Genomic DNA, 19,983 nt, shown 5'->3' with positions numbered 1-19,983 from the left:
CTCTGTTTGAATAATCGCGTTGCCCGGACGTTTTTCGCGAGCAAGCTCGCTCCTACAGGTTTAAGCGAAAGCCCCGGATTTCGGGGCTTTCAGAGGCGTATAGAATTTTTGCTCTAAAATGACCAATCGCTAGTCTTGAGTCACAAATGTGACCGTAGAGGCCGCTTTTGGCTCTAGTCGACCCTTGGCAAAGCTGCTACTCTCGGCGCGCTTTGTGACTTCTCGGCCTTCTATCAGCCAGATTCACCAATGACCAAACACCAATAATAATCGCATCAAATGCGGTGCTGAATTCGCGTTGCTGAGGAGTGGGCTTCCATGATCGAAGACTTTTGGAAGGATAAGTACCCAGCTGGGATTGCTGCCGACATCAATCCCGACGAGTATCCGAATATTCAGGCAGTGTTGAAGCAATCCTGCCAACGCTTCGCCAACAAGCCGGCATTCAGCAACCTGGGCAAGACACTCACCTACGGTGAACTGTACGAATTGTCCGGTGCGTTTGCCGCTTACCTGCAACAGCATACCGATTTGCAACCCGGCGATCGAATCGCCGTGCAACTGCCCAACGTGTTGCAGTACCCGGTAGCCGTCTTCGGTGCAATCCGCGCCGGGCTGATCGTGGTCAACACCAACCCGCTCTACACTGCGCGGGAAATGGAACACCAATTCAACGACTCCGGTGCCAAGGCCCTGGTCTGCCTGGCCAACATGGCGCACCTGGCGGAAACCGTGGTGCCGAAAACCGGCGTCAAGCACGTGATCGTCACCGAAGTCGCCGACCTGCTGCCGCCCCTCAAGCGTCTGCTGATCAACAGCGTCATCAAGTACGTGAAGAAGATGGTGCCGGCCTATCACTTGCCCAAGGCCGTCAAGTTCAACGACGTGCTGAGCAAAGGCCTGGGCCAGCCAGTGGCGGAAGCCAACCCGGCCAGTGGTGATGTCGCGGTACTGCAATACACCGGTGGCACCACCGGCGTGGCCAAGGGCGCGATGCTGACCCACCGCAACCTGGTGGCGAACATGCTGCAGTGCAAGGCGCTGATGGGCTCCAACCTCAATGAAGGTTGCGAGATCCTGATCACGCCGCTGCCGCTGTACCACATCTATGCGTTCACCTTTCACTGCATGGCAATGATGCTGGCGGGCAACCACAACATCCTGATCAGCAACCCGCGCGATCTGCCGGCGATGGTCAAGGAACTGTCGAAGTGGAAGTTCAGCGGCTTCGTTGGCCTGAACACGCTGTTCGTGGCCCTGTGCAACAACGAAGGCTTCCGCAAGCTGGACTTCTCCGCGCTGAAAGTCACCTTGTCGGGCGGCATGGCCCTGCAACTGGCCGCGGCCGAACGCTGGAAAGCGGTGACCGGTTGCGCCATCTGCGAAGGCTACGGCATGACCGAAACCAGCCCGGTGGCGACGGTGAACCCGATCCAGCACATCCAGGTCGGCACCATTGGCATTCCGGTGCCGTCGACCCTGTGCAAAATCATCAATGATGCCGGTGTCGAGCAGCCGCTGGGCGAAATCGGCGAACTGTGCGTGAAGGGGCCGCAGGTCATGAAAGGCTACTGGCAGCGCCAGGAAGCCACGGATGAAATCCTCGACAGCGAAGGCTGGTTGAAGACCGGTGACATCGCACTGATCCAGCCCGATGGCTTCATGCGCATTGTCGATCGCAAGAAAGACATGATCCTGGTGTCCGGTTTCAACGTGTACCCGAACGAGCTCGAAGACGTGTTGGCCACTCTGCCGGGCGTGCTGCAATGCGCGGCCATCGGTGTGCCGGACGAAAAGTCGGGCGAGGCGATCAAGATTCTCATCGTTGCCAAGCCGGGCGTGACCCTGACCAAGGAACAGGTGATGGAGCACATGCGCGCCAATGTCACCGGCTACAAGGTCCCGCGCTCCGTGGAGTTCCGCGATGCACTGCCGACCACCAACGTCGGCAAGATCCTGCGTCGTGAATTGCGCGATGAAGAGCTGAAGAAGATCAACGCGAAGAAAGCCACCGCGTAATCAACAAAAAGCCCCGCAAATGCGGGGCTTTTTGTTTTTAGCGAAATCAGAAGTGCCTTTGTGGCGAGGGGGCTTGCCCCCGTTCGACTGCGCAGCAGTCGCAGATCCTGTGGGCTCGGTGAGTCTGATGGACTGCAGTTGCAGATTTCAGGGCCGCTTCGCAGCCCAACGGGGGCAAGCCCCCTCGCCACAGGGATCGGTGTTACAAGCGAAACGGTGCGAAGTTGACGTTGGTGCCTGCCGGGCGCATGTCCTGCAGGAATGAGTCCTTGTCGGCGCTCAGTTCCAGGCTCAATGCCGCCTTGCGCTTGCCTTCATTGCGCACCACCAGGCCTTCGAGCTTCTCACGCAGGAACACGGTCGGCACTTTCAGGTGCAGCAGTTCGTCGGTGTCCGGCGTGTGCATCAGCAGGTGAATCCACTCGTACTGACCCACGGCCAGGCGCGATACCGGGATGTCGAACCACCAGATATTGCGGTTGCGGTTCAATTCGGTGAAGTGGCAGTTGTTGACGCCAAGCACAGCACCGCCGAGTTCCTGGTTTCTGCGGGCAATGGCCTGCTTTTTATCGAGTTTCATAACGTTCCTACGGGATTGGATCTTCAGCGCCAAGGCCTGAATGTGTTGCGCATTCTCAGGGGTTGGCCCGCAAACATAAAGCGCAACCTGCACTGAACGATGAAATGTCGTGGTGAAATAAATGAAACTCCCTGCAAAAGCCCCCGGTCAACCTTGTGTAACGACTTTCCTGCATTGAAATGTCTTTAATGAAAAGAAGACGCGGCCATCTTCAGATGGCCGTTTTTGTGTCAGCCTGAACTTGCACGCCGAATTTGTTTCAAAGTCGCCAACTGGGCTACCTTGATGAAAGAAAACAGCCCCTGAGTCGCCACGACTTCACCCCAAATCCGTATGCGGCGAATGGAGACGCTAATGATTTTTCCGGACATGAGAGGCTTGCCCCTGCACCGTGTGATGATGCGCACGGTCACCGAGTTTATCGCCGACGAGATGTCGACCTATGCCTCGGCGTTGGCCTATCAAATGCTCTTTTCGCTGTTTCCGTTCATTCTGTTTCTGATCGCCCTGATCGGCTTCCTGCATCTGCCCGACTTTTTCTCCTGGCTGCGCCTGCAATCGGAACTCGTATTGCCGCCCCAGGCGCTGGAGCAGGTCAACCCGGTGATCGACCAGCTTCAGCAGTCCAAGGGGGGGCTGCTGTCAGTGGGTATCGTGATTGCGCTGTATACCGCCTCCGCCGGTGTGCGGCTGATGATGAGCGCGATGAACGCAGCCTACGACGTGGTTGAAGGGCGCCCGCTGTGGAAACGCTTTCCGTTGTCGATCATCTACACCGTCGGCATTGCCGGCATGCTGCTGATCGCCGCAGCGCTGATGGTGCTCGGACCGCAGGTGATGAGCTGGATCGCTGCGCAAGTCGGCCTTGAGTACTTCATCGTCACCCTCTGGACCATCGCGCGCTGGCCGGTGATCGTGATTCTGCTGATGGTCGCGGTGGCGTTGATCTACTACGTCATGCCCGACGTCAAACAGGAATTCCGCTTCATCACCCCAGGCTCGGTGCTGGCGGTGGTGGTATGGATCATCGCGTCCCTGGGCTTCGGTTTGTACGTCAAGGAGTTCGCCAACTACAACGCCATGTATGGCAGTATCGGTGCGATTATCGTGCTGTTGCTGTACTTCTACATTTCCGCCGCGGTGCTGCTGCTGGGCGCGGAGATGAATGCCGTGATCGAGCACATGTCACGAGAGGGCAAGGACCCTGGCGAAAAAGTGGCTGGCGAGCATGGTCCCGTCCATGAGGAAAAGCACCACGTGTCGGGGCTGGGCCGCGATCACTCACAACCGAAACCGACCATTGACGAAACCTGATCATGATTCGTGAAATTCTGAAAATGGGCGATGAGCGCCTGCTGCGCATTGCCCCGCCAGTGCCGGCCGAAATGTTTGACAGCCCCGAGCTGTGGCAGCTGATCGATGACATGTTCCAGACCATGGAAAGCGTGGGGGGCGTTGGCCTGGCTGCTCCGCAGATCGGCGTCGACCTGCAACTGGTGATCTTCGGTTTCGAGCACAGCGAGCGTTATCCGGATGCCGAGGCTGTGCCGCAGACGATCCTGATCAACCCGTTGATCACACCGCTGAGCCCGATCCTGGAAGAGGGCTTCGAAGGCTGTTTGTCCGTGCCTGGCCTGCGTGGCGCGGTGCAGCGTTACCAGCAGATTCGCTACGAAGGCGTAGACCCCAAGGGTGAGCCCATCGTGCGTTTTGCCTCGGGGTTTCATGCGCGGGTGGTGCAACATGAGTGTGATCACCTGATCGGCCGCCTGTACCCGTCGCGTATTACCGACTTCAGCAAGTTTGGCTTCACTGAGGTGATGTTCCCGGACCTGGATCCCAACGCGGACGAATAGACTCACTGCAAACCCCTGTGGGAGCGAGCTTGCTCGCGATGGCGGTGTATCAGTCGCCAACAATGTTGACTGACCGGACCTCATCGCGAGCAAGCTCGCTCCCACATTGGAGCTCCAACTGGCTTGAGTCAGTTAAACGCCTGGCGCCAACCCCATCGCAATCATCGGCTTGCTGCGCGCGTATCGGCTCAACCGTTCAACCATCGCGTAAGGCATCGGCGGATCGAAAGTAAACCCGCGCCGCTCATAAAACCCCCGCAAATCCGGATGACAGAACAACCACACCGGCTGTTCGCAATCCTTCACCGCTGCCGCAATCAACCCGGCGGCAAGCCCTTGTTCGCGACAGGCCGGATCGACAAACAACCCGGTCAGCCAATGCCCGCCGGACACCGGACGCAAACACAGCGCGGCAACTATCTGGTCACGCCGGGCTACCCACAACTGCGCGTCGCGCACGGCTTTCATCGACGATTGGTGAGCGCGGTAGAACTTGTTCATCAATGGCCATAAAGGCTCGTCGAGCAGGGTGTATCGGGTCTCGGGCATGGTTTTGGACTGTCGGTATGCAAAGCGGGCGATTATAAAAGAACGCGCGCGCCGGGATAGGTGTATACCTGATCTCACATCCCCATGAGTGGAGTACGCATCATGTCCAAAGGTATGGATTCAAAGAAATCGACGAAAAAGAAACCGGTGAAAACCGCCATTGAAAAGCGCGCGGACAAGAAGGCCAAAAAAGTTGGCGTATTCGGTCACTGATCCGCGTTGATTGATCGCTCCCATGCAACATGGGAGCGATCCTCCTGAAAATAATCTGCAAGATTTCCCAAGGCCATTGCACAGAAGGGGACTGGTCCCCGATCTGAGCAACGCCATGCCCCATTACTTTGATAGCGCCCACCAAGAAGAAATCGAAACACTGCGCCGACGCTTCACCGCGCGCACCGATTGGCCGACCTGGTTGCTGTTGATCGGTGTGTATGGCGGCTGGTTTGGCATCGTGTTGAACAGCCATCGATTGGGTTTATGGTGGAGCACGCTGTTGCTGACTCCATTGCTGGTGCTGTGGTTATCCGTGCAACACGAACTGCTGCACGGTCATCCCACGCGCTGGCCAACCCTGAACAAAATCCTTGGCTACGCGCCGTTTGCCGTCTGGTATCCGTACACCCTGTATCGCGACAGCCATTTGCAGCATCACCGCGACGAGGACCTGACGATCCCCGGTCGCGATCCGGAAAGCCGTTACTTGAGCGCCGGGCAGTGGCAGGGCAGTTCACCGCTGGTGCGCAGCCTGCATTGGCTGAACAAAACCGTGCTCGGTCGTTTTTCCCTGGGGGCACCGCTGGCCTTGCTGGCATTGGCCCGTGAAGAGCTGCAACGCCTCAGGGCAGGCGAGCGCCAGGCTTGGCTGATGTGGTTGAGTCACGGCTTGATGACCGGGTTGATGCTGCTGTTCATCGCGAACTTCAGCCTGTTGCCGGTTTGGCATTACCTGTTTTTGATCAGTGTGCCGGCGCTGTCGATCGCCATGATTCGCTCCTACTATGAACATCGACCTCATGCCGCTCCGGAGCAACGCACGGTGCTCAATGAAGCGGCGTGGCCGTGGCGCTGGCTGTTCCTGAACCTCAATTTTCATCTGGTGCACCACGAGTTGCCGGGGTTGCCCTGGTACGACTTGCCCCGCGCCTACAGGGCCCGCCGCGAGCAATGGCTGGCGCGTAGCGGCGGGTTTCTGGTGCGGGGTTATGGGCAGTTGTGGCGTGAACATGGAGTCAAAGCCATCGACAGCCCGAGGCATCCGTTTTACTGATTTGTTGCTACCAACTGAGTTCCCTTGTGGGAGCGAGCTTGCTCGCGATGGCGTCGTGTCAGTCAACATCTAGGCAATATGTCACACCGCTATCGCGAGCAAGCTCGCTCCCACAGGGGGGGGCTTTGTTACATGGAAAACTTCGATGACCCAACACTTCGCCGAACTGCTGATGTACACCGCCCCCGAACCCATCCACCAGGCCAACGAACGCTGGCTGACGCGAATCCTCGAGCACCTGTGCGACACCCGCCGGGATGCCAAAGGCCTGTCACTGCTGGACTTGTGGTTGTCGCCGAAATTGTTGCTCACCCAAACCTGCGGCTATCCGTTGATGACGGCATTGCGCGGCAAGGTCCGGGTGCTGGGGCGGCCTCGTTATGAACTGCCGGACAGCAGTGGCGGCAATCATTGCAGCCTGATTCTGGGACGCATCGAAGATGCACGGCGAACCCTGCCGGAGTTTCGCGACAGCCGAGGCGTGATCAATGGCCAGGACTCCAACAGCGGCATGAATCTGCTGCGCCACCAGTTGGCATCCTTGCAACGTGACGGGCGGTTTTTTGCCAAGGTCGGAATCAGCGGTAGCCATCGCGAAAGCCTGCGCTGGTTACGCGAAGACCTTGCCGATCTGGCGGCCATCGACAGCGTGACCTTTGCCTATCTGGCACGCCACGCCGCAGAGGAAGTGGCCGGTTTGCGGGTGATTGCCCGCAGTGCGCTCAGTCCTGCCTTACCGTTCATTACTGCCGCGACGGTCAGCGATGAGCAGGCTGAGGAGCTCCTGCGGGTGATGAACCTGGCGTTGCGCGAGCTGCCGGAGGTTGCCGAAACCCTCGGTTTGCCAGAGGTACTGCCCACCAACGAAAGCGACTATCAGATTGTGCTCGACTACCAGCGTGAGGCCGAGGTGCTGGGGTATGGGGATTTGCGATAGCGGCCTGTCAGGTGTTCTTTTTAATTCCATTAGAGAATATAAAAATAAGTTTTAAGTATTATTAATGAATAAGGCTCCTTGCTAGGATTCGCCTCACCGGACCACCGGACATTCAGCGACCCCTAACCCAGGAGCCCCTATGTCCGGCGCCGATATTCTTCATCGCAAACAGGTGGACGGATTGTTCCGCGCCCACTACCTCTGGCTCTGCACACGCCTGCGTCAGTCCCTGAACGATGCCGCCGCTGTCGAAGACATTGCCTGCGAAACCTTCGTGCAACTGCTGCAGGCTCCTGGCCTGACGGCAATCCGTGAACCCCGTGCGTTGCTCACCACCATCGCCCAGCGCCTGCTCTATCAGCGTTGGCGTCGAGGTGGCCTGGAGCGCCAGTACCTTCAACAACTGCAACAGGCCGAGCCGATCCACGCCCAATCGCCGGAAGAACTGGCCCAGGTGTCCCAGACCCTGACCCGTGTGGATCGCAGTCTTCAGCGGCTACCCGGCAAAGTCCGCTCGACCTTCCTTTTGTCACGGATCGACGGCCTGACCTATCCGCAAATTGCCGCTGCGCTGGGCATCTCCCTGCGTTCCGTCAGCGACTACATGACCCGCTCCCAGGCCCTGTGCGACCGGCACAGCGCCAACCAATCCCTGAACCGTCCCCTCCAGAACAAGAGGTCCGCATGAGATCGATCAAAACCCTGCTCGGCAGTTCGTTGCTGGCCCTGAGCCTGTTGTCCCACCCGGCATCGGCCACGGAAAAAGCGGCACCTATTCACTTTGGTGACATCACTTGGGAAAGCGGCAGCCTCATCACCGAAATCCTGCGCCTGATCGTCGAAAAAGGTTACGGCTACCCGACCGACACGCTGCCGGGCAGCACCGTCAGCCTTGAAGCGGCGCTGGCCAAAAACGACATCCAGGTCATCGGTGAAGAGTGGGCCGGGCGCAGCCCTGCCTGGGTCAAGGCGGCGGCGGAGGGCAAGGTGTTCGGCCTTGGCGATACGGTCAAGGGCGCCACCGAAGGCTGGTGGGTGCCGGAGTACGTGATCAAGGGCGATCCGGAGCGCGGCATCAAGCCCTTGGCCCCGGAGCTGAAATCCGTTGCCGACCTGGCGAAGTACAAGGACGTGTTCCGTGACCCCGAAGACCCGAGCCGCGGACGCTTCCTCAACAGCCCGACCGGCTGGACCTCGGAAATCGTCAACAGCCAGAAACTCAAGGCCTATGACCTGACCGCCAGCTACGTCAACTTCCGCACGGGGTCTGGTGCCGCACTGGATGCCGAGGTGGCGTCGTCGATCCGCCGTGGCAAACCCGTGCTGTTCTACTACTGGTCGCCGACACCGCTGTTGGGGCGGTTCAAACTGGTCAAACTCGATGAACCACCATTCGATGCCGAAGCCTGGAAAACCCTGGCCGATGCCAACAACCCGAACCCCAAAGGCACGCGCTCGATGCCGGCCAGCCTGGCCATCGGTGTATCGGCACCGTTCAAGGCGCAATACCCGGACCTGGTGACGTTCTTTGAAAAGGTCGACCTGCCGATTGATCTGTTGAACCAGACCTTGGGTCAGATGAGTGAAAAACGGCAGAAACCCCGGGAAGTCGCCGAAGCGTTTTTGCGTGAGCAGCCGCAGGTATGGAAGGGGTGGGTGCCGGGAGAGGTGGCCACCAAGGTGAGTGCCAGCTTGTAGTTTGTTCTGAAAGTTCTGCAGTGTTTGAGCTGCAACCATTCGCGAGCAAGCCCGCTCCCACATTGAATCTGTGATTTCCACAAAACCTGTGGTCACCGCCGATCCCCTGTGGGAGCGGGCTTGCTCGCGAATGGTCTACAGCCTTAAGCCAATTCGGCAGCCAGCGCCGCTCTCACTACCGACCGCTGATCTGTCTTGTTCTCCGAGTATTTCCCCCCTCGACAAGCTGCTGAAACGATTTTGTCCTCAGTAGTGGCAGACTAGTGGCCTTGCAAGCCCGAGGTTGCTGTCTATGATCAGGTGTAACTAACTGTATCGAGCCTCATGAGGTGGTCGATCTCTGGTCGCAGAGTGCGCAATCGAAGGCACCAACACTTGATGGCAAGGAGCTGTCCGCTAAATGGAATTTGTTGTGAATCTGTTAGGGCTGGCCCGAATGCGGGCTATCAAGAGAAGGATGTCTTGATGAGCGTGTCGCTGTAAGGACCCTCCGATTGAACATCATTTATCACCTGACTAGTCCTTCTTTTTGGAGGGGGGCGTGTGCCTGTTCCACGGAGCGTAGTGGTGGATTTGAAAGACCTGCAACGTTCATCAATCAAAAAACCGCGCGGAAGGTGATACGACAATGTTCAACCTACATCACAAGGCCGACCTGCTGGAAATTGAACGGTTCAGTTGCGCGCTGACTGAGGCTAATGCCAAGTTGGCGGCGATCAGTCATTCGATGGCGATGATTGAATTCACTCCGGACGGCATCGTCATCGATGCCAACGAAAACTTTTGCAATGCCATGGGCTACAGCGCTGACGAAGTGCGTGGCAAACATCACCGGGTCTTTTGTGAGGAACAGTATTACCGCAGCGATGAGTACGCCAAGTTATGGCGTGACCTGGCGCGGGGCGAGCCGCTGAGCGGGACCTTTTTGCGCTTGCACAAGAGTGGCCGGGAGATCTGGCTCGAAGCCAGTTACATGCCGGTGCTGGGCCCCGACCGGCAGGTGAAAAGTGTGATCAAGGTGGCCACCGACATCACCGCACGGATCAACAAGGAACACGAAAACGAAAGCAGGCTCTCCGCGATCGGCCGCTCGATGGCCGTGATCGAATTCACGCCCGAAGGCAAGGTCATCACCGCCAACGAGAACTTCCTGAAAACCATGCAGTACTCGCTCAACGAAGTGGTGGGGCAGCATCACAGCCTGTTCTGCCACCGTGCCGAAGCCGAGTCCCAGGGCTACCGGAATTTCTGGGCTTCGCTCAACCGCGGCGAATTTCACTCCCATCGTTTCGAGCGCAGGAACAAGCAAGGTCAGACGGTATTCCTGGAAGCCTCCTACAACCCGTTGTTCGACGCCAAGGGGCGGTTGTACAAGGTGGTCAAGTTCGCCAGCGATATCACCCACCAGATGACCACCCTGCAAACCGCCGCAGAATCGGCCCACAGCACTTCGGTACAAAACGACGTCTGCGCGCGCAAGGGCTCCGAGGTGGTGCAGCAGACTGTGCAGATCATTCAGGACATTTCCCGGGACTTGAACGAGGCGGCTCTGAGCATCGACGCCGTGAGCAAACAGTCCGACATCATCGGCACCATCGTGCAGACCATTCGCGGCATTGCCGATCAGACCAACCTGCTGGCGCTCAACGCGGCGATCGAAGCGGCCCGTGCCGGAGAGCACGGGCGCGGGTTTGCGGTGGTAGCCGATGAAGTGCGCAGTCTCGCGGCGCGCACCAGTCAGGCGACGCTGGAGATTGTCGAGGTGGTGCGCAAGAACCACGATTTGTCGCTCAGCGCGGTGTCGAGCATGCAATCGAGCCTGAGTCGAACCGGCCTCGGCGTGGAACTGGCGAACGAGGCAGGGGAGGTGATTCTGGAAATCCAGCAAGGTTCGCGGCATGTGGTGGATGCGATCAGTCAGTTCAACTCGACATTGCAATTGAACTAGTCGCGGTAACTGCGATGGTCGATAACGATGACGCGTGTTTCCTGGCTGAACGCGGCGCTCTTGCATCCATCGCGAGCGAGCTCGCTCCTACAAAAAACGTTGACCCACTGTAGGAGCGAGCTTGCTCGCGATGGTCGATAACGATAACGCGTATTTTCTGGTTATACGCGGTGCTCTTGCATCCATCGCGAGCAAGCTCGCTCCTACAAAAAAACAGCGCGGCATATTGCGGCTCCTCAAGGCAAGCCGTTGCAGCCGTGCTTGAGGAACCCCGGACGCTGCGCCAGGCGCTGGAAATATTCATCGACGGTGGGGTAGTCAGGCCGGTCGATCGGCGTCATCAGCCAGCGATTGACCGACAAACCGATGACAACGTCGGCCAGGGTAAAGTGTGGTCCGGCGACATACCCCTTGGTGGTCGCGAGTTGATGTTCGAGGATGCCCATTTTCTGGTTCCAGCTACGGATGCCGATTTCAAGGCTATGCGGGTCCTGGAATTCCGGGTCCTTACGCACCAGTGCCATGAACGGGTATCTCCAGGACGGATTGAGCTCGGTGGCTTGCCAGTCCATCCACTGCTCCACCCGAGCGCGGGCGGCCGGTTCGATGGGCAGCAACTCGCTGTGATGGTGGTGGTGTTTGCCAGCCAGATAGCGGCAGATGGTATTGGACTCCCACAACACGCCGGCTTCATCGATGATCACCGGCACCTGTGCGTTGGGATTGAAGCGCAGGAACTCGGGGCTGTGGGTGGACGCGAAACCACTGCCCCAGTCCTCGCGTTCGTAGACAATACCCAGCTCCTCGCAAGTCCACAGGACTTTTCGGACGTTGATGGACGAGGCTTTGCCGAGAATCTTTAGTGCATGTTCCATTTTGCTACTCCGTCAGCGAATCATGGCGTCGGGAATTCATAGTGTGCCTGCCGACGGCTGACATCAAGTCTGCAGGATCCGCAGGACCAGACGTAAACCTGTAGGAATGGTCCGTAGGCAAGGGGTATCAGAGGATTTCCGCAGTCAGTGATTTCTTGCGGAATTACCTACGACTACGCCAGAATCCGCCGACTTGTGCGCCTGGTATCCGGACTCGTATTGTTCCGTGTCGCTGCAAATTCAGCGACCGGGTCTAGCAGCCTGGATACTTTAGACGCATGGCGTCCACCGTTCGTGATCGATTCACGTTATGGCGGCTGTGTGTGGGAAGACCTTCGGGTCTACCGGGTTCTAGAGTCCTGGTCTGCTAGCCCGCGCACGGCTGCCACCTTAATTCGTCTAGCAGCGAATCGTGGCAGCTCCATCACTCTAGGAGCATTGCCATGTTCAAACCCACGCCCAACCCCCCACGCAATCCCAGCCCCATGTTCTCCATCTCGCCTGGCATCAACAACGAAACGCTGTTGGCGCACGCCTGTGAATCACTGGCCTCGGCGAGTGTCATGACCAATGACTTCGCTGCTTTTCTGGAAGGCAGCCATCGCAACACGGCGCTGGCGATTGCACAGATCATCATGCTGGCCGAGCTGGCGGTGAACCGGGTGCTGGATAACCTCGATCCGCAGGATTGAACACTGAGCGGGGGCGAGAGGCTTTCCCTGTGGCGAGGGGGCTTGCCCCCGTTCGGCTGCGGAGCAGTCGTAATCCAGTTCACGGGTTTTACCTGTAAGACTGCGGCGTCTGTTTTTGGGGCTGCTTCGCAACCCAACGCAACGGGGGCAAGCCCCCTCGCCACAAAATCTCACTTCACTGTGGGTGTGTCGTGCTTACGTGCTTTCGCGTACCTTCAACTCAAACCCCATGTCCTGCACCGGTTTGGCCACGGTGTTGCCGGCCATCAGCGTCAGCATCTGCTCCGCCGCGCGACGGCCGATGGCTTCACGGGGGGTATTGATGCTGCTCAGGCGCGGGACCATGTGTTCGGACATGGGCAAGTCGTTGAAGCCGAGGATCGCCACCTGTTCGGGGATCTTGATCCCGTTGCGCATGGCTTCGAGCAGGGCGCCCTGGGCCAGGTCGTCGTTGCCGAAGAAGATCGCATCGACGTCCGGATGACTGGCCAGCAGTTGCAGGAACAACTCACCGCCGAGGCCGACGGAGGAGGAGCGGGGCGTCAGCACTTCCAGGTCCGGGTCATACCGACCGGCCTTTTGCAGGGCTTTGCGGAAGCCTTCGCCGCGCAACAAGGTGCGCTGGTCCAGCTGCGCGCCGATGTAGGCCAGGCGCTTGCGGCCGCGGGACAGCAAGTGTTCGGCAGCCGTTTCGCCGGCCGCCAATTGCGAAAAGCCAACGCAATTGAGCCCGGCGGCGCTGTCCAGTTCCATCATGTACACGCAAGGAATATTGCTGGCTTCGATCATCCGCCGCGAACTTTCGGTGCGGTCGAAACCCGTCAGCAATAAGCCGCGCGGTTGATAGGCCATGTAGTTGCGCAGCAGGTTTTCTTCTTCATCGCGCGAATAGTGGAAGTTACCGATCAGCACTTCGAAACCCTTGGGGCGCAAAACCCGATGAATGGCTTCCAGGGTGTCGATGAACAGCAGGTTGGACAGCGACGGCACCAGCACCACGACTGACTGGCTCTGGGCCGAGGCCAGGGCGCGGGCGGCAGGGTTGACCACATAGTTGAGTTCCAGCGCCGCTTTCTGCACCTTTTCCACAAGTTCAGTGGCCACGGTGCTGACGCCACGCAAGGCGCGGGAGGCGGTGATCGGGCTGACGCCGGCCAGTCGGGCAACTTCGTTCAGGGTAGGGCGGCCAGTGGTGCGAGTATTTTTATCGTTCTTGGTTGTGTTCATCGACGGCTTGCCAAACAAAATTCAAGGCACTAAGGTAGCGCTGTCTCGATGCAGCTGCAAATGCGTGAGCGAGGGTTCGCCTGATCCTTGCTTTTTGGTGTTGGGACCTAACCTGCTGCAACCCATAAAATGACAAGAAAGGCGTCGGCAACTTCTGCTTTTGATCTGGTGTCATAACTGGCAAAGGTAGCGCTGTCTGCGCGCTGAGGTGTTACATGAATCATCCCATCACCGCCCTGGTCATCATGGGCGTTGCCGGTTGCGGCAAGACGTGCGTCAGCGAGGCCTTGTGCCATTTGAGCGGCGCCACTGCCATTGAAGGCGACTCTTTTCACCCTGCCGCCAATATCGAAAAGATGAGCGCGGGGATTCCCCTGAACGATGAAGACCGTGCCGGCTGGCTCGACAGCCTGTGCGATGAATTGCGCCGTGTCGACGCCAAGGGCCAGCGCCCGGTGCTGACCTGTTCGGCTCTCAAGCACGTCTATCGGGAACGTCTGCGCAGTGCCTTGCCGGGCCTGGGCTTTGTGTTCCTTGAGTTGACCCCCGAAGTCGCCGCCGACCGTGTCTCCCATCGGCCAGGCCACTTCATGCCGTCGACCCTGATCGACAGCCAGTTCGCCACCCTCGAATCGCCCGTCGGCGAGCCGTTGACCCTGGCGCTGGATGCTTCGACCCATAGTGTCGAGCAACTGGCGGCGCAGGCTCATGCCTGGTGGCAGGCGAACGGCCTGAAACAGGCGGTATGACTGTGCTCGCAAAGACAGCGCTGTCCTCACGACTTCTGATCAACCCGCTTAAATAACAACAACAACCAGGAGACACCCCTAATGTTTGGCATGTCCCACGAGACGTTCCTGCTGCTCGATGCAGTGGTCACGGTGATCGGGCTTATCGTCCTGATCACCAAGTTCAAGTTGCACCCATTCCTCGCACTGATCATCGCCGCAGCCTTCCTCGGGCTGACCTCCGGCATGCCGATCGGCACCATCATCAAGGCGTTCCAGGACGGCTTCGGCGGCGTGCTTGGTTTCGTCGGCATCATCCTGGCGCTGGGCACCATGCTCGGCAAAATGATGGCCGAATCAGGCGGTGCGGATCAGATTGCGCAGACGTTGATCCGCGCCTTCGGCAAGGACAAGGTGCAGTGGGCGATGATGTTCGCCGCGTTCCTGGTCGGCATTCCGCTGTTCTTCGAAATCGGCTTCGTGCTGCTGATTCCGCTGGTGTTCATCGTGGCCCGTCGCACTGGCGTGTCGATCATCAAGATCGGTATCCCGCTGCTGGCCGGTCTGTCCGCGGTACACGGCCTGGTGCCGCCGCACCCGGGTCCGCTGCTGGCCATCGGCGTGTTCGGTGCCGACATCGGTAAAACCATTCTGTACGGCCTGATCGTTGCGTTGCCAACCGCCATCATCGCTGGCCCGATCTTCGGTACGTTCATTGCCAAGCACATTCCCGGTCATCCGAACCAGGAGCTGGTGGATCAACTGTCGCGCGAAACGGATTCGGCTGAACTGCCGAGCTTCGGCATCACGCTGGTGACCGTGCTGCTGCCGGTGTTCCTGATGCTGCTCAAGACGTTTGCCGACGTGGTACTGCCCGATGGCAACATCTTCCGCGCCTTCATGGACCTGATCGGTCACCCGATTTCGGCGTTGCTGCTGGCATTGCTGCTGTCGCTGTATACCTTCGGCTACAAGCAGGGCATCGGTTCCAGCCAAATGATGAAATGGCTGGATGCCAGCCTCGCGCCGACCGCCGCGATCATCCTGATCATCGGTGCCGGTGGTGGCTTCAAGCAGATGCTGGTGACCAGCGGCGTGGGTGACGTGATCGGCCACATGGCGGTGAACGCACAGATCTCGCCGATCCTGCTGGCCTGGCTGGTGGCGGCGGTGATTCGTATCGCGACCGGTTCAGCGACCGTGGCGACCATCACTGGCGCCGGCATCGTGGTGCCGGTGGTGGGGATGATTCCGGGTGTGAACCGTGAGCTGCTGGTGCTGGCCACCGGTGCAGGCTCCCTGATCCTGTCCCACGTCAACGACGCCGGTTTCTGGTTGGTGAAGCAGTACTTCAACATGACCGTGGCCGAAACCTTCAAGACCTGGACCGCGATGGAAACCATCCTCTCCGTGGTTGGCCTGGGCTTTATCCTGTTGTTGTCGCTGTTCGTCTAAGCGATTCGACAGGCACAAAAAAACCGCAGCGATGCGGTTTTTTTGTGTTCGAAGGGTGAACCTGTTCATTGTGGCGAGGGGGCTTGCCCCCGTTCGGCGGCGAAGCCGTCGTAAAACCAGTTAACGCATTTTGCCTGAAGCACCGCGGTGACTGGTTTTGGGATTGCTGCGCAACCCAACGGGGGCAAGCCCCCTCGCCACAGGAATGTTCTTGCCACAGGGATATGTGTCAGGCGTTGGTTTTCGGTGCCAGCCCATCCGCCCTGAACATCCCGCGAATCCCGCGTACGGCCTGACGAATCCGGTCCTGGTTTTCGATCAGGGCGAAGCGCACGTGATCATCACCGTACTCGCCAAACCCGACGCCCGGCGAGACGCACACCTTGGCTTCGGCCAGCAGTTTCTTGGCGAACTCCAGCGAGCCCAGGTGCGCATAGGCCTCGGGAATCTTCGCCCAGACGTACATCGACGCTTTCGGGTTTTCGACCATCCAGCCCAGCTCATGCAGACCTTTGACCAGCACGTTGCGTCGCTGCCGGTACTGCTCGGCGATGTCGCGCACGCATTGCTGATCGCCTTCAAGCGCAGCGATGGCCGCCACTTGCAGCGGCGTGAAGGTGCCGTAGTCGTGGTAGCTCTTGATCCGCGCCAGGGCATTGACCAGTTCCGGGTTGCCGACCATGAAGCCAATGCGCCAGCCGGCCATGTTGTAGCTCTTGGACAGGGTGAAAAACTCCACCGCAATGTCCTTGGCCCCGGGCACTTGCATGATCGACGGGGCTTTCCAGCCGTCGTAGACGATGTCGGCGTAGGCCAGGTCGTGTACTACAAGCACGTCGTACTGCTTGGCGAGGGCGATCACTCGTTCGAAGAAATCCAGCTCCACGCACTGGGCGGTCGGGTTGGACGGGAATCCGAGGATCATCATCTTCGGCTTCGGGATCGAACCGCGAATGGCCCGCTCCAGTTCAGCGAAGAAATCCACGCCCGGCACCAGCGGCACCGACCGCACCTGGGCGCCGGCAATCACGGCACCGTAGATGTGAATCGGGTAGCTCGGGTTGGGCACGAGCACGGTGTCGCCCTGATCCAGGGTGGCCAGCATCAGATGCGCCAGGCCTTCCTTGGAACCGATGGTGACAATGGCCTCGCTTTCCGGGTCGATGTCGACCTCGTAGCGGTCCTTGTACCAGTTGGAAATCGCCCGGCGCAGGCGCGGAATGCCCTTGGACGTCGAGTAGCCGTGGGTGTCTTCGCGCTGGGCCACCGTGACGAGTTTTTCGACGATGTGCGGCGGCGTGGCGCCGTCGGGGTTGCCCATGCTCAAGTCGATGATGTCTTCGCCACGACGACGGGCGGCCATCTTCAGCTCGGCAGTGATGTTGAAAACGTAAGGGGGGAGTCGATCTATGCGCGCAAAGCGGCGCGGCGAACCTTGTTCGGCCATTGTTGCCTCGGATAACGTAAGCGCCCGGAACCGTCCGAGCGACGCTGGTCACTGCGGTGACCTGTGGCGGAATGTAAGGGCAGCTGTGGCAGACTGTCCAGCCTCAATGTAAACAAATTTTTCCGAAGGATAGGGTTCGATGGAATTTACCAGCGGCTTCTTGCTGAGCCTCTCGCTGTGCCTGGATATCGGCGTGGCCAACATCGCGATGATCACCCTGGCCATGCAGCGCGGCTATTTCCAGGGGTTTGCGCTGGGGCTGGGGACTTGTGTCGGCGACCTGATCTACGCGGTACTGGCACTGGCCGGCATGACCGTGTTGCTGCAATACGAAACCGTGCGCTGGGTGCTGTGGATCGGTGGCTCGGCGCTGCTGGTGTACTTCGCGGCGAAGATGATCTATTCGGCGATTCACCACGAAGCGGTGCTGGCGCAATCGGCCGAGGTGGGGCACAACTCCCATCGCAAGGAGTTCTTTCGCGGGATCTTCCTGGCCATGTCGTCGCCCAGCGCGATTCTCTGGTTCGCTGCGGTGGGTGGCACGCTGATCGCCCGTTCCGGCGGCGGTGGCGCCCTCAGTTCGGCGTTGTTTCTCGGCGGTTTTCTCTGCGCAGGGATTCTCTGGTGTGTCGGGCTGTGCTTCGCCGCGAGCCACGGCGGCAAGTTGCTGGGCGACAAGCTACTGCGGTATTCCTACATGGCATCGGCAGCGATCTTCTGCTATTTCGCGGTCTACGTGATCCTATCGGGTTACAACGAGTTTGTCGGTTCAGGCGCCGTCGAGCAATTGCACGCCCTGTAATTGGGCGAATCGGGTTTGGCTTCTATACTCCCAGCCGAACCCATTTTTATGCGTCAGGAGTCGAGTCATGGATGAGTTAGCACGCGTCGAACCGACGCAACCGCGCTTCGAACACGGGCACTTCCTGCTGATTGCAGGGCTTGGCGGAACATTTACCCAACAAACCGTTCAAGGCATTCCCGAACTCTGGGAGAAACTCATCCCGCATCTGGGCCATATTCCGGGCCAAAAAGGCGAAGTCACCTACGGTGTCTGCTGCAATTTCGACGGCAAGGGCGGCTTCGATTACATCGCCGGGGTCGAGATCAGCAAGCTCGACGACTTGCCCGAAATCTACCGCTGGGTAGAAGTTCAGCCGCAGCAGTACGTGGTGTTCGAACACAAAGGACCGCTGGACACCCTGCCGCAAACCTTTCAGTACATCCATGGCACGTGGCTGCCGCAGTCCGGCCACGAGCTATTGGCGGCTCCGGAGTTCGAACGCTACAGCGAAGACTTCAATCCCAAACTCAACACCGGCAAGCTGGAAATCTGGCTGCCGATCAAGGCATGACACCTGCGCGAGAGGCGGATCAGCCGATTCGTCTCTCGATGTCCCACGGCGGCTGATTTATCATCCCCAGCCTTTCCCATGCTGATCCCGAGCTGCCATGAACACCGTCATCCGCAACGTCACCCCCGTCGATCTGGACCGCTGCTTTGCCATCGAAACCCTTGCCTATGAAGGTGACGAAGCCGCGACCCGCGAGAAGATCGCCACCCGCATCGCCACCTGGCCCGAGGGTTTCATCGTCGCTGAAGTGGACGGGGTAGTCGCCGGATTCATCAACTCCGGTGCGGCGTTCCAGGTGGAAATGTCGGACGAGGCGTTCAAGGAACTGATCGGCCACGACCCGGCCGGGCCGCATGTGGTGATCATGTCGGTGGTGGTGCACCCGGATTATCAGGGCCAAGGCCTGGCCAAGCGCCTGATGGGCGAGTTCATCGAACGCATGCGTGGGATGGGCAAGGTCACCATCAACCTGATGTGCAAGGAGCGGCATATTCCGTTGTATGCCGGATTCGGCTTTGCCTACGTAAAACCCTCGGCCTCGGACCATGGTGGCATGGCGTGGCATGAGATGGTGCTGGAACTCTGATCCGACATAGATCCCCTGTGGGAGCGAGCTTGCTCGCGATAGCGGACTATCAGTCGACATCGATGTTGAATGTTACGCCGCCATCGCGAGCAAGCTCGCTCCCACAGTAGTTTTGTGGTGTTGGTGGGGGCTGTGTTCAAAACACCAACCCCATCCGCCGCTCATAGCCGATCCGGCCCTTGTACGCCTCGCCGCTGTCGACAAAGCCAAACCTGGCGTACAGGGCGATGGCGGCTTCGTTGTCGGCATCCACTGACAGCTCCAGCCCCCTGATTTCCGGCCAGACCAGGCGCGCCGCCTCGGGCAGCGCTTGCAGGCAGGCCTTGCCGTAGCCCTTGCCCTGGACGCGTTGATCGACTTGCAGCGCATGCAGCGTGGCGCTGTGCTCATCGGCCCAGGCCGGCAACACCGGCGGGCGCTTGAGCAGCAGGAACGCGACGGGCACATCCTCGGCCAGCAGGGCGAAGCCCTTGACGCCGGGGCCGGGCTTGGACAACAGCGTGTGCAAGGCGCCGTGGATGTCACCCGAGAATCTGATCTGTTCCGAATGCACTTCAATGGCCTCGACCTGTTGGCGCTGCAGTGCATTCAGGCTTTCATAAGGCACGAGTCGGGCTGTCACGGGAGTGTCCTTTTTCCATCACAAATGAGCCTCGGATTCTAGCGAGTTTGCTTTCCCGGATTATTTTTATTTCACCTGTCGATTCACCGGATCGCCAGACGACTAAGGGTGTCTTCACTATAAAAACCACGGAGAACCA

20 protein-coding genes and 1 pseudogene are annotated in these 19,983 nt (G+C 59.1%); 15 read left to right on the top strand and 6 right to left on the bottom strand.

Annotated features, from left to right (window positions below):
* Positions 1-318: 318 nt before the first annotated feature.
* Positions 319-2,019 (top strand): long-chain-fatty-acid--CoA ligase FadD1, encoded by a 1,701-nt coding sequence (gene fadD1 / locus J4D25_RS19140; protein ID WP_057713561.1) that lies wholly within the window; start codon positions 319-321, stop codon positions 2,017-2,019.
* Between the two features lie 202 nt (positions 2,020-2,221).
* On the opposite strand, the gene J4D25_RS19135 is transcribed toward fadD1, so the two are convergent.
* Positions 2,222-2,599 carry a hypothetical protein gene (locus J4D25_RS19135; RefSeq protein WP_057713562.1) on the bottom strand — a complete coding sequence of 126 codons (378 nt, stop codon included), beginning with the start codon at positions 2,597-2,599 and terminating at the stop codon, positions 2,222-2,224.
* Positions 2,600-2,953: 354 nt separating this feature from the next.
* On the opposite strand from J4D25_RS19135, the gene J4D25_RS19130 reads away from it, so the two are divergent.
* Both J4D25_RS19130 and def read left to right on the top strand, forming a co-directional pair.
* Entirely contained in the window at positions 2,954-3,913 is a 960-nt protein-coding gene (locus J4D25_RS19130; RefSeq protein WP_057713563.1) for a YihY/virulence factor BrkB family protein, read from the top strand.
* A gap of 2 nt (positions 3,914-3,915) precedes the next feature.
* Positions 3,916-4,455, top strand: coding sequence for a peptide deformylase (def, locus tag J4D25_RS19125; protein WP_057713564.1), 540 nt, complete (start codon positions 3,916-3,918; stop codon positions 4,453-4,455).
* Positions 4,456-4,587: 132 nt separating this feature from the next.
* Here def and J4D25_RS19120 read toward each other — a convergent pair whose 3' ends face one another.
* Positions 4,588-5,004: a GNAT family N-acetyltransferase gene (locus J4D25_RS19120; RefSeq protein ID WP_057713565.1), complete on the bottom strand. Its 417-nt coding sequence runs from the start codon at positions 5,002-5,004 to the stop codon at positions 4,588-4,590.
* 328 nt (positions 5,005-5,332) lie between these two features.
* On the opposite strand from J4D25_RS19120, the gene J4D25_RS19115 reads away from it, so the two are divergent.
* From J4D25_RS19115 to J4D25_RS27385, 6 genes and pseudogenes are all read left to right on the top strand, one after another.
* Positions 5,333-6,274, top strand: a complete 942-nt coding sequence (locus J4D25_RS19115) for a fatty acid desaturase (protein WP_057713566.1) — start codon at positions 5,333-5,335, stop codon at positions 6,272-6,274.
* A 145-nt stretch (positions 6,275-6,419) separates the two neighbouring features.
* Complete coding sequence (locus tag J4D25_RS19110) at positions 6,420-7,211, top strand: phosphate/phosphite/phosphonate ABC transporter substrate-binding protein (RefSeq protein WP_057713567.1); 792 nt, start codon at positions 6,420-6,422, stop codon at positions 7,209-7,211.
* A 139-nt stretch (positions 7,212-7,350) separates the two neighbouring features.
* Complete coding sequence (locus J4D25_RS19105; protein ID WP_057713568.1) at positions 7,351-7,899, top strand: sigma-70 family RNA polymerase sigma factor; 549 nt, start codon at positions 7,351-7,353, stop codon at positions 7,897-7,899.
* Complete coding sequence (locus J4D25_RS19100) at positions 7,896-8,909, top strand: ABC transporter substrate-binding protein (RefSeq protein ID WP_057399024.1); 1,014 nt, start codon at positions 7,896-7,898, stop codon at positions 8,907-8,909. Before J4D25_RS19105 ends, J4D25_RS19100 begins: the two co-directional genes overlap by 4 nt.
* A 628-nt stretch (positions 8,910-9,537) precedes the next feature.
* Positions 9,538-10,311: pseudogene (locus J4D25_RS27390) on the top strand (PAS domain-containing protein); the annotation flags it as partial.
* A 6-nt stretch (positions 10,312-10,317) separates the two neighbouring features.
* The gene (locus J4D25_RS27385) at positions 10,318-10,857 is read left to right on the top strand and encodes a methyl-accepting chemotaxis protein (RefSeq protein WP_227698141.1); all 540 of its coding nucleotides are present in this window, start codon (positions 10,318-10,320) and stop codon (positions 10,855-10,857) included.
* A gap of 236 nt (positions 10,858-11,093) precedes the next feature.
* On the opposite strand, the gene J4D25_RS19090 is transcribed toward J4D25_RS27385, so the two are convergent.
* Positions 11,094-11,732, bottom strand: a complete 639-nt coding sequence (locus tag J4D25_RS19090) for a glutathione S-transferase family protein (RefSeq protein WP_057713570.1) — start codon at positions 11,730-11,732, stop codon at positions 11,094-11,096.
* 443 nt (positions 11,733-12,175) lie between these two features.
* On the opposite strand from J4D25_RS19090, the gene J4D25_RS19085 reads away from it, so the two are divergent.
* Positions 12,176-12,424: a DUF6124 family protein gene (locus tag J4D25_RS19085; RefSeq protein ID WP_057713571.1), complete on the top strand. Its 249-nt coding sequence runs from the start codon at positions 12,176-12,178 to the stop codon at positions 12,422-12,424.
* 195 nt (positions 12,425-12,619) lie between these two features.
* Here J4D25_RS19085 and J4D25_RS19080 read toward each other — a convergent pair whose 3' ends face one another.
* Positions 12,620-13,651, bottom strand: coding sequence for a LacI family DNA-binding transcriptional regulator (locus tag J4D25_RS19080; RefSeq protein WP_057713572.1), 1,032 nt, complete (start codon positions 13,649-13,651; stop codon positions 12,620-12,622).
* 215 nt (positions 13,652-13,866) lie between these two features.
* On the opposite strand from J4D25_RS19080, the gene J4D25_RS19075 reads away from it, so the two are divergent.
* On the top strand, positions 13,867-14,400 hold the full coding sequence (locus tag J4D25_RS19075; RefSeq protein ID WP_057713573.1) for a gluconokinase: 534 nt from the start codon (positions 13,867-13,869) through the stop codon (positions 14,398-14,400).
* An 81-nt stretch (positions 14,401-14,481) separates the two neighbouring features.
* Positions 14,482-15,834: a GntP family permease gene (locus tag J4D25_RS19070; RefSeq protein WP_057713574.1), complete on the top strand. Its 1,353-nt coding sequence runs from the start codon at positions 14,482-14,484 to the stop codon at positions 15,832-15,834.
* A 229-nt stretch (positions 15,835-16,063) separates the two neighbouring features.
* Here the strand turns inward: J4D25_RS19070 and alaC are convergent, their stop codons facing one another.
* The gene (gene alaC, locus J4D25_RS19065; RefSeq protein WP_057713575.1) at positions 16,064-17,281 is read right to left on the bottom strand and encodes an alanine transaminase; all 1,218 of its coding nucleotides are present in this window, start codon (positions 17,279-17,281) and stop codon (positions 16,064-16,066) included.
* 139 nt (positions 17,282-17,420) lie between these two features.
* Between alaC and J4D25_RS19060 the strand changes: the two genes are divergently transcribed.
* The 3 genes from J4D25_RS19060 to J4D25_RS19050 all read left to right on the top strand — a co-directional run bounded on the left by J4D25_RS19060 (position 17,421) and on the right by J4D25_RS19050 (position 19,222).
* A complete protein-coding gene (locus J4D25_RS19060) occupies positions 17,421-18,083 on the top strand; it encodes a LysE family translocator (protein WP_057713576.1) in 663 nt (220 codons plus the stop codon).
* 67 nt (positions 18,084-18,150) lie between these two features.
* The gene (locus tag J4D25_RS19055; protein ID WP_057713577.1) at positions 18,151-18,636 is read left to right on the top strand and encodes a GyrI-like domain-containing protein; all 486 of its coding nucleotides are present in this window, start codon (positions 18,151-18,153) and stop codon (positions 18,634-18,636) included.
* A gap of 97 nt (positions 18,637-18,733) precedes the next feature.
* On the top strand, positions 18,734-19,222 hold the full coding sequence (locus J4D25_RS19050; RefSeq protein ID WP_057713578.1) for a GNAT family N-acetyltransferase: 489 nt from the start codon (positions 18,734-18,736) through the stop codon (positions 19,220-19,222).
* A gap of 136 nt (positions 19,223-19,358) precedes the next feature.
* On the opposite strand, the gene J4D25_RS19045 is transcribed toward J4D25_RS19050, so the two are convergent.
* Entirely contained in the window at positions 19,359-19,844 is a 486-nt protein-coding gene (locus J4D25_RS19045; RefSeq protein WP_057713579.1) for a GNAT family N-acetyltransferase, read from the bottom strand.
* Positions 19,845-19,983 lie beyond the last annotated feature (139 nt).

Source organism: Pseudomonas sp. GW456-L13 (assembly GCF_017350115.1).
Taxonomy (GTDB): Bacteria; Pseudomonadota; Gammaproteobacteria; order Pseudomonadales; family Pseudomonadaceae; genus Aquipseudomonas; species Aquipseudomonas jessenii.
This window is presented reverse-complemented; position numbering and strand designations above follow the sequence as displayed.

What these genes read in the sequence shown, in the direction of transcription:
- J4D25_RS19070 (WP_057713574.1), top strand. Translation starts at nt 14,482, where the DNA reads ATGTTTGGCATGTCCCACGAGACGTTCCTGCTGCTCGATGCAGTGGTC.
- J4D25_RS27385 (WP_227698141.1), top strand. Translation starts at nt 10,318, where the DNA reads ATGACCACCCTGCAAACCGCCGCAGAATCGGCCCACAGCACTTCGGTA.
- J4D25_RS19110 (WP_057713567.1), top strand. Translation starts at nt 6,420, where the DNA reads ATGACCCAACACTTCGCCGAACTGCTGATGTACACCGCCCCCGAACCC.
- def (WP_057713564.1), top strand. Translation starts at nt 3,916, where the DNA reads ATGATTCGTGAAATTCTGAAAATGGGCGATGAGCGCCTGCTGCGCATT.
- J4D25_RS19090 (WP_057713570.1), bottom strand. Translation starts at nt 11,732, where the DNA reads ATGGAACATGCACTAAAGATTCTCGGCAAAGCCTCGTCCATCAACGTC.
- J4D25_RS19075 (WP_057713573.1), top strand. Translation starts at nt 13,867, where the DNA reads ATGAATCATCCCATCACCGCCCTGGTCATCATGGGCGTTGCCGGTTGC.
- J4D25_RS19080 (WP_057713572.1), bottom strand. Translation starts at nt 13,651, where the DNA reads ATGAACACAACCAAGAACGATAAAAATACTCGCACCACTGGCCGCCCT.
- J4D25_RS19135 (WP_057713562.1), bottom strand. Translation starts at nt 2,599, where the DNA reads ATGAAACTCGATAAAAAGCAGGCCATTGCCCGCAGAAACCAGGAACTC.
- fadD1 (WP_057713561.1), top strand. Translation starts at nt 319, where the DNA reads ATGATCGAAGACTTTTGGAAGGATAAGTACCCAGCTGGGATTGCTGCC.
- J4D25_RS19100 (WP_057399024.1), top strand. Translation starts at nt 7,896, where the DNA reads ATGAGATCGATCAAAACCCTGCTCGGCAGTTCGTTGCTGGCCCTGAGC.
- alaC (WP_057713575.1), bottom strand. Translation starts at nt 17,281, where the DNA reads ATGGCCGAACAAGGTTCGCCGCGCCGCTTTGCGCGCATAGATCGACTC.
- J4D25_RS19060 (WP_057713576.1), top strand. Translation starts at nt 17,421, where the DNA reads ATGGAATTTACCAGCGGCTTCTTGCTGAGCCTCTCGCTGTGCCTGGAT.
- J4D25_RS19055 (WP_057713577.1), top strand. Translation starts at nt 18,151, where the DNA reads ATGGATGAGTTAGCACGCGTCGAACCGACGCAACCGCGCTTCGAACAC.
- J4D25_RS19130 (WP_057713563.1), top strand. Translation starts at nt 2,954, where the DNA reads ATGATTTTTCCGGACATGAGAGGCTTGCCCCTGCACCGTGTGATGATG.
- J4D25_RS19105 (WP_057713568.1), top strand. Translation starts at nt 7,351, where the DNA reads ATGTCCGGCGCCGATATTCTTCATCGCAAACAGGTGGACGGATTGTTC.
- J4D25_RS19085 (WP_057713571.1), top strand. Translation starts at nt 12,176, where the DNA reads ATGTTCAAACCCACGCCCAACCCCCCACGCAATCCCAGCCCCATGTTC.
- J4D25_RS19050 (WP_057713578.1), top strand. Translation starts at nt 18,734, where the DNA reads ATGAACACCGTCATCCGCAACGTCACCCCCGTCGATCTGGACCGCTGC.
- J4D25_RS19115 (WP_057713566.1), top strand. Translation starts at nt 5,333, where the DNA reads ATGCCCCATTACTTTGATAGCGCCCACCAAGAAGAAATCGAAACACTG.
- J4D25_RS19120 (WP_057713565.1), bottom strand. Translation starts at nt 5,004, where the DNA reads ATGCCCGAGACCCGATACACCCTGCTCGACGAGCCTTTATGGCCATTG.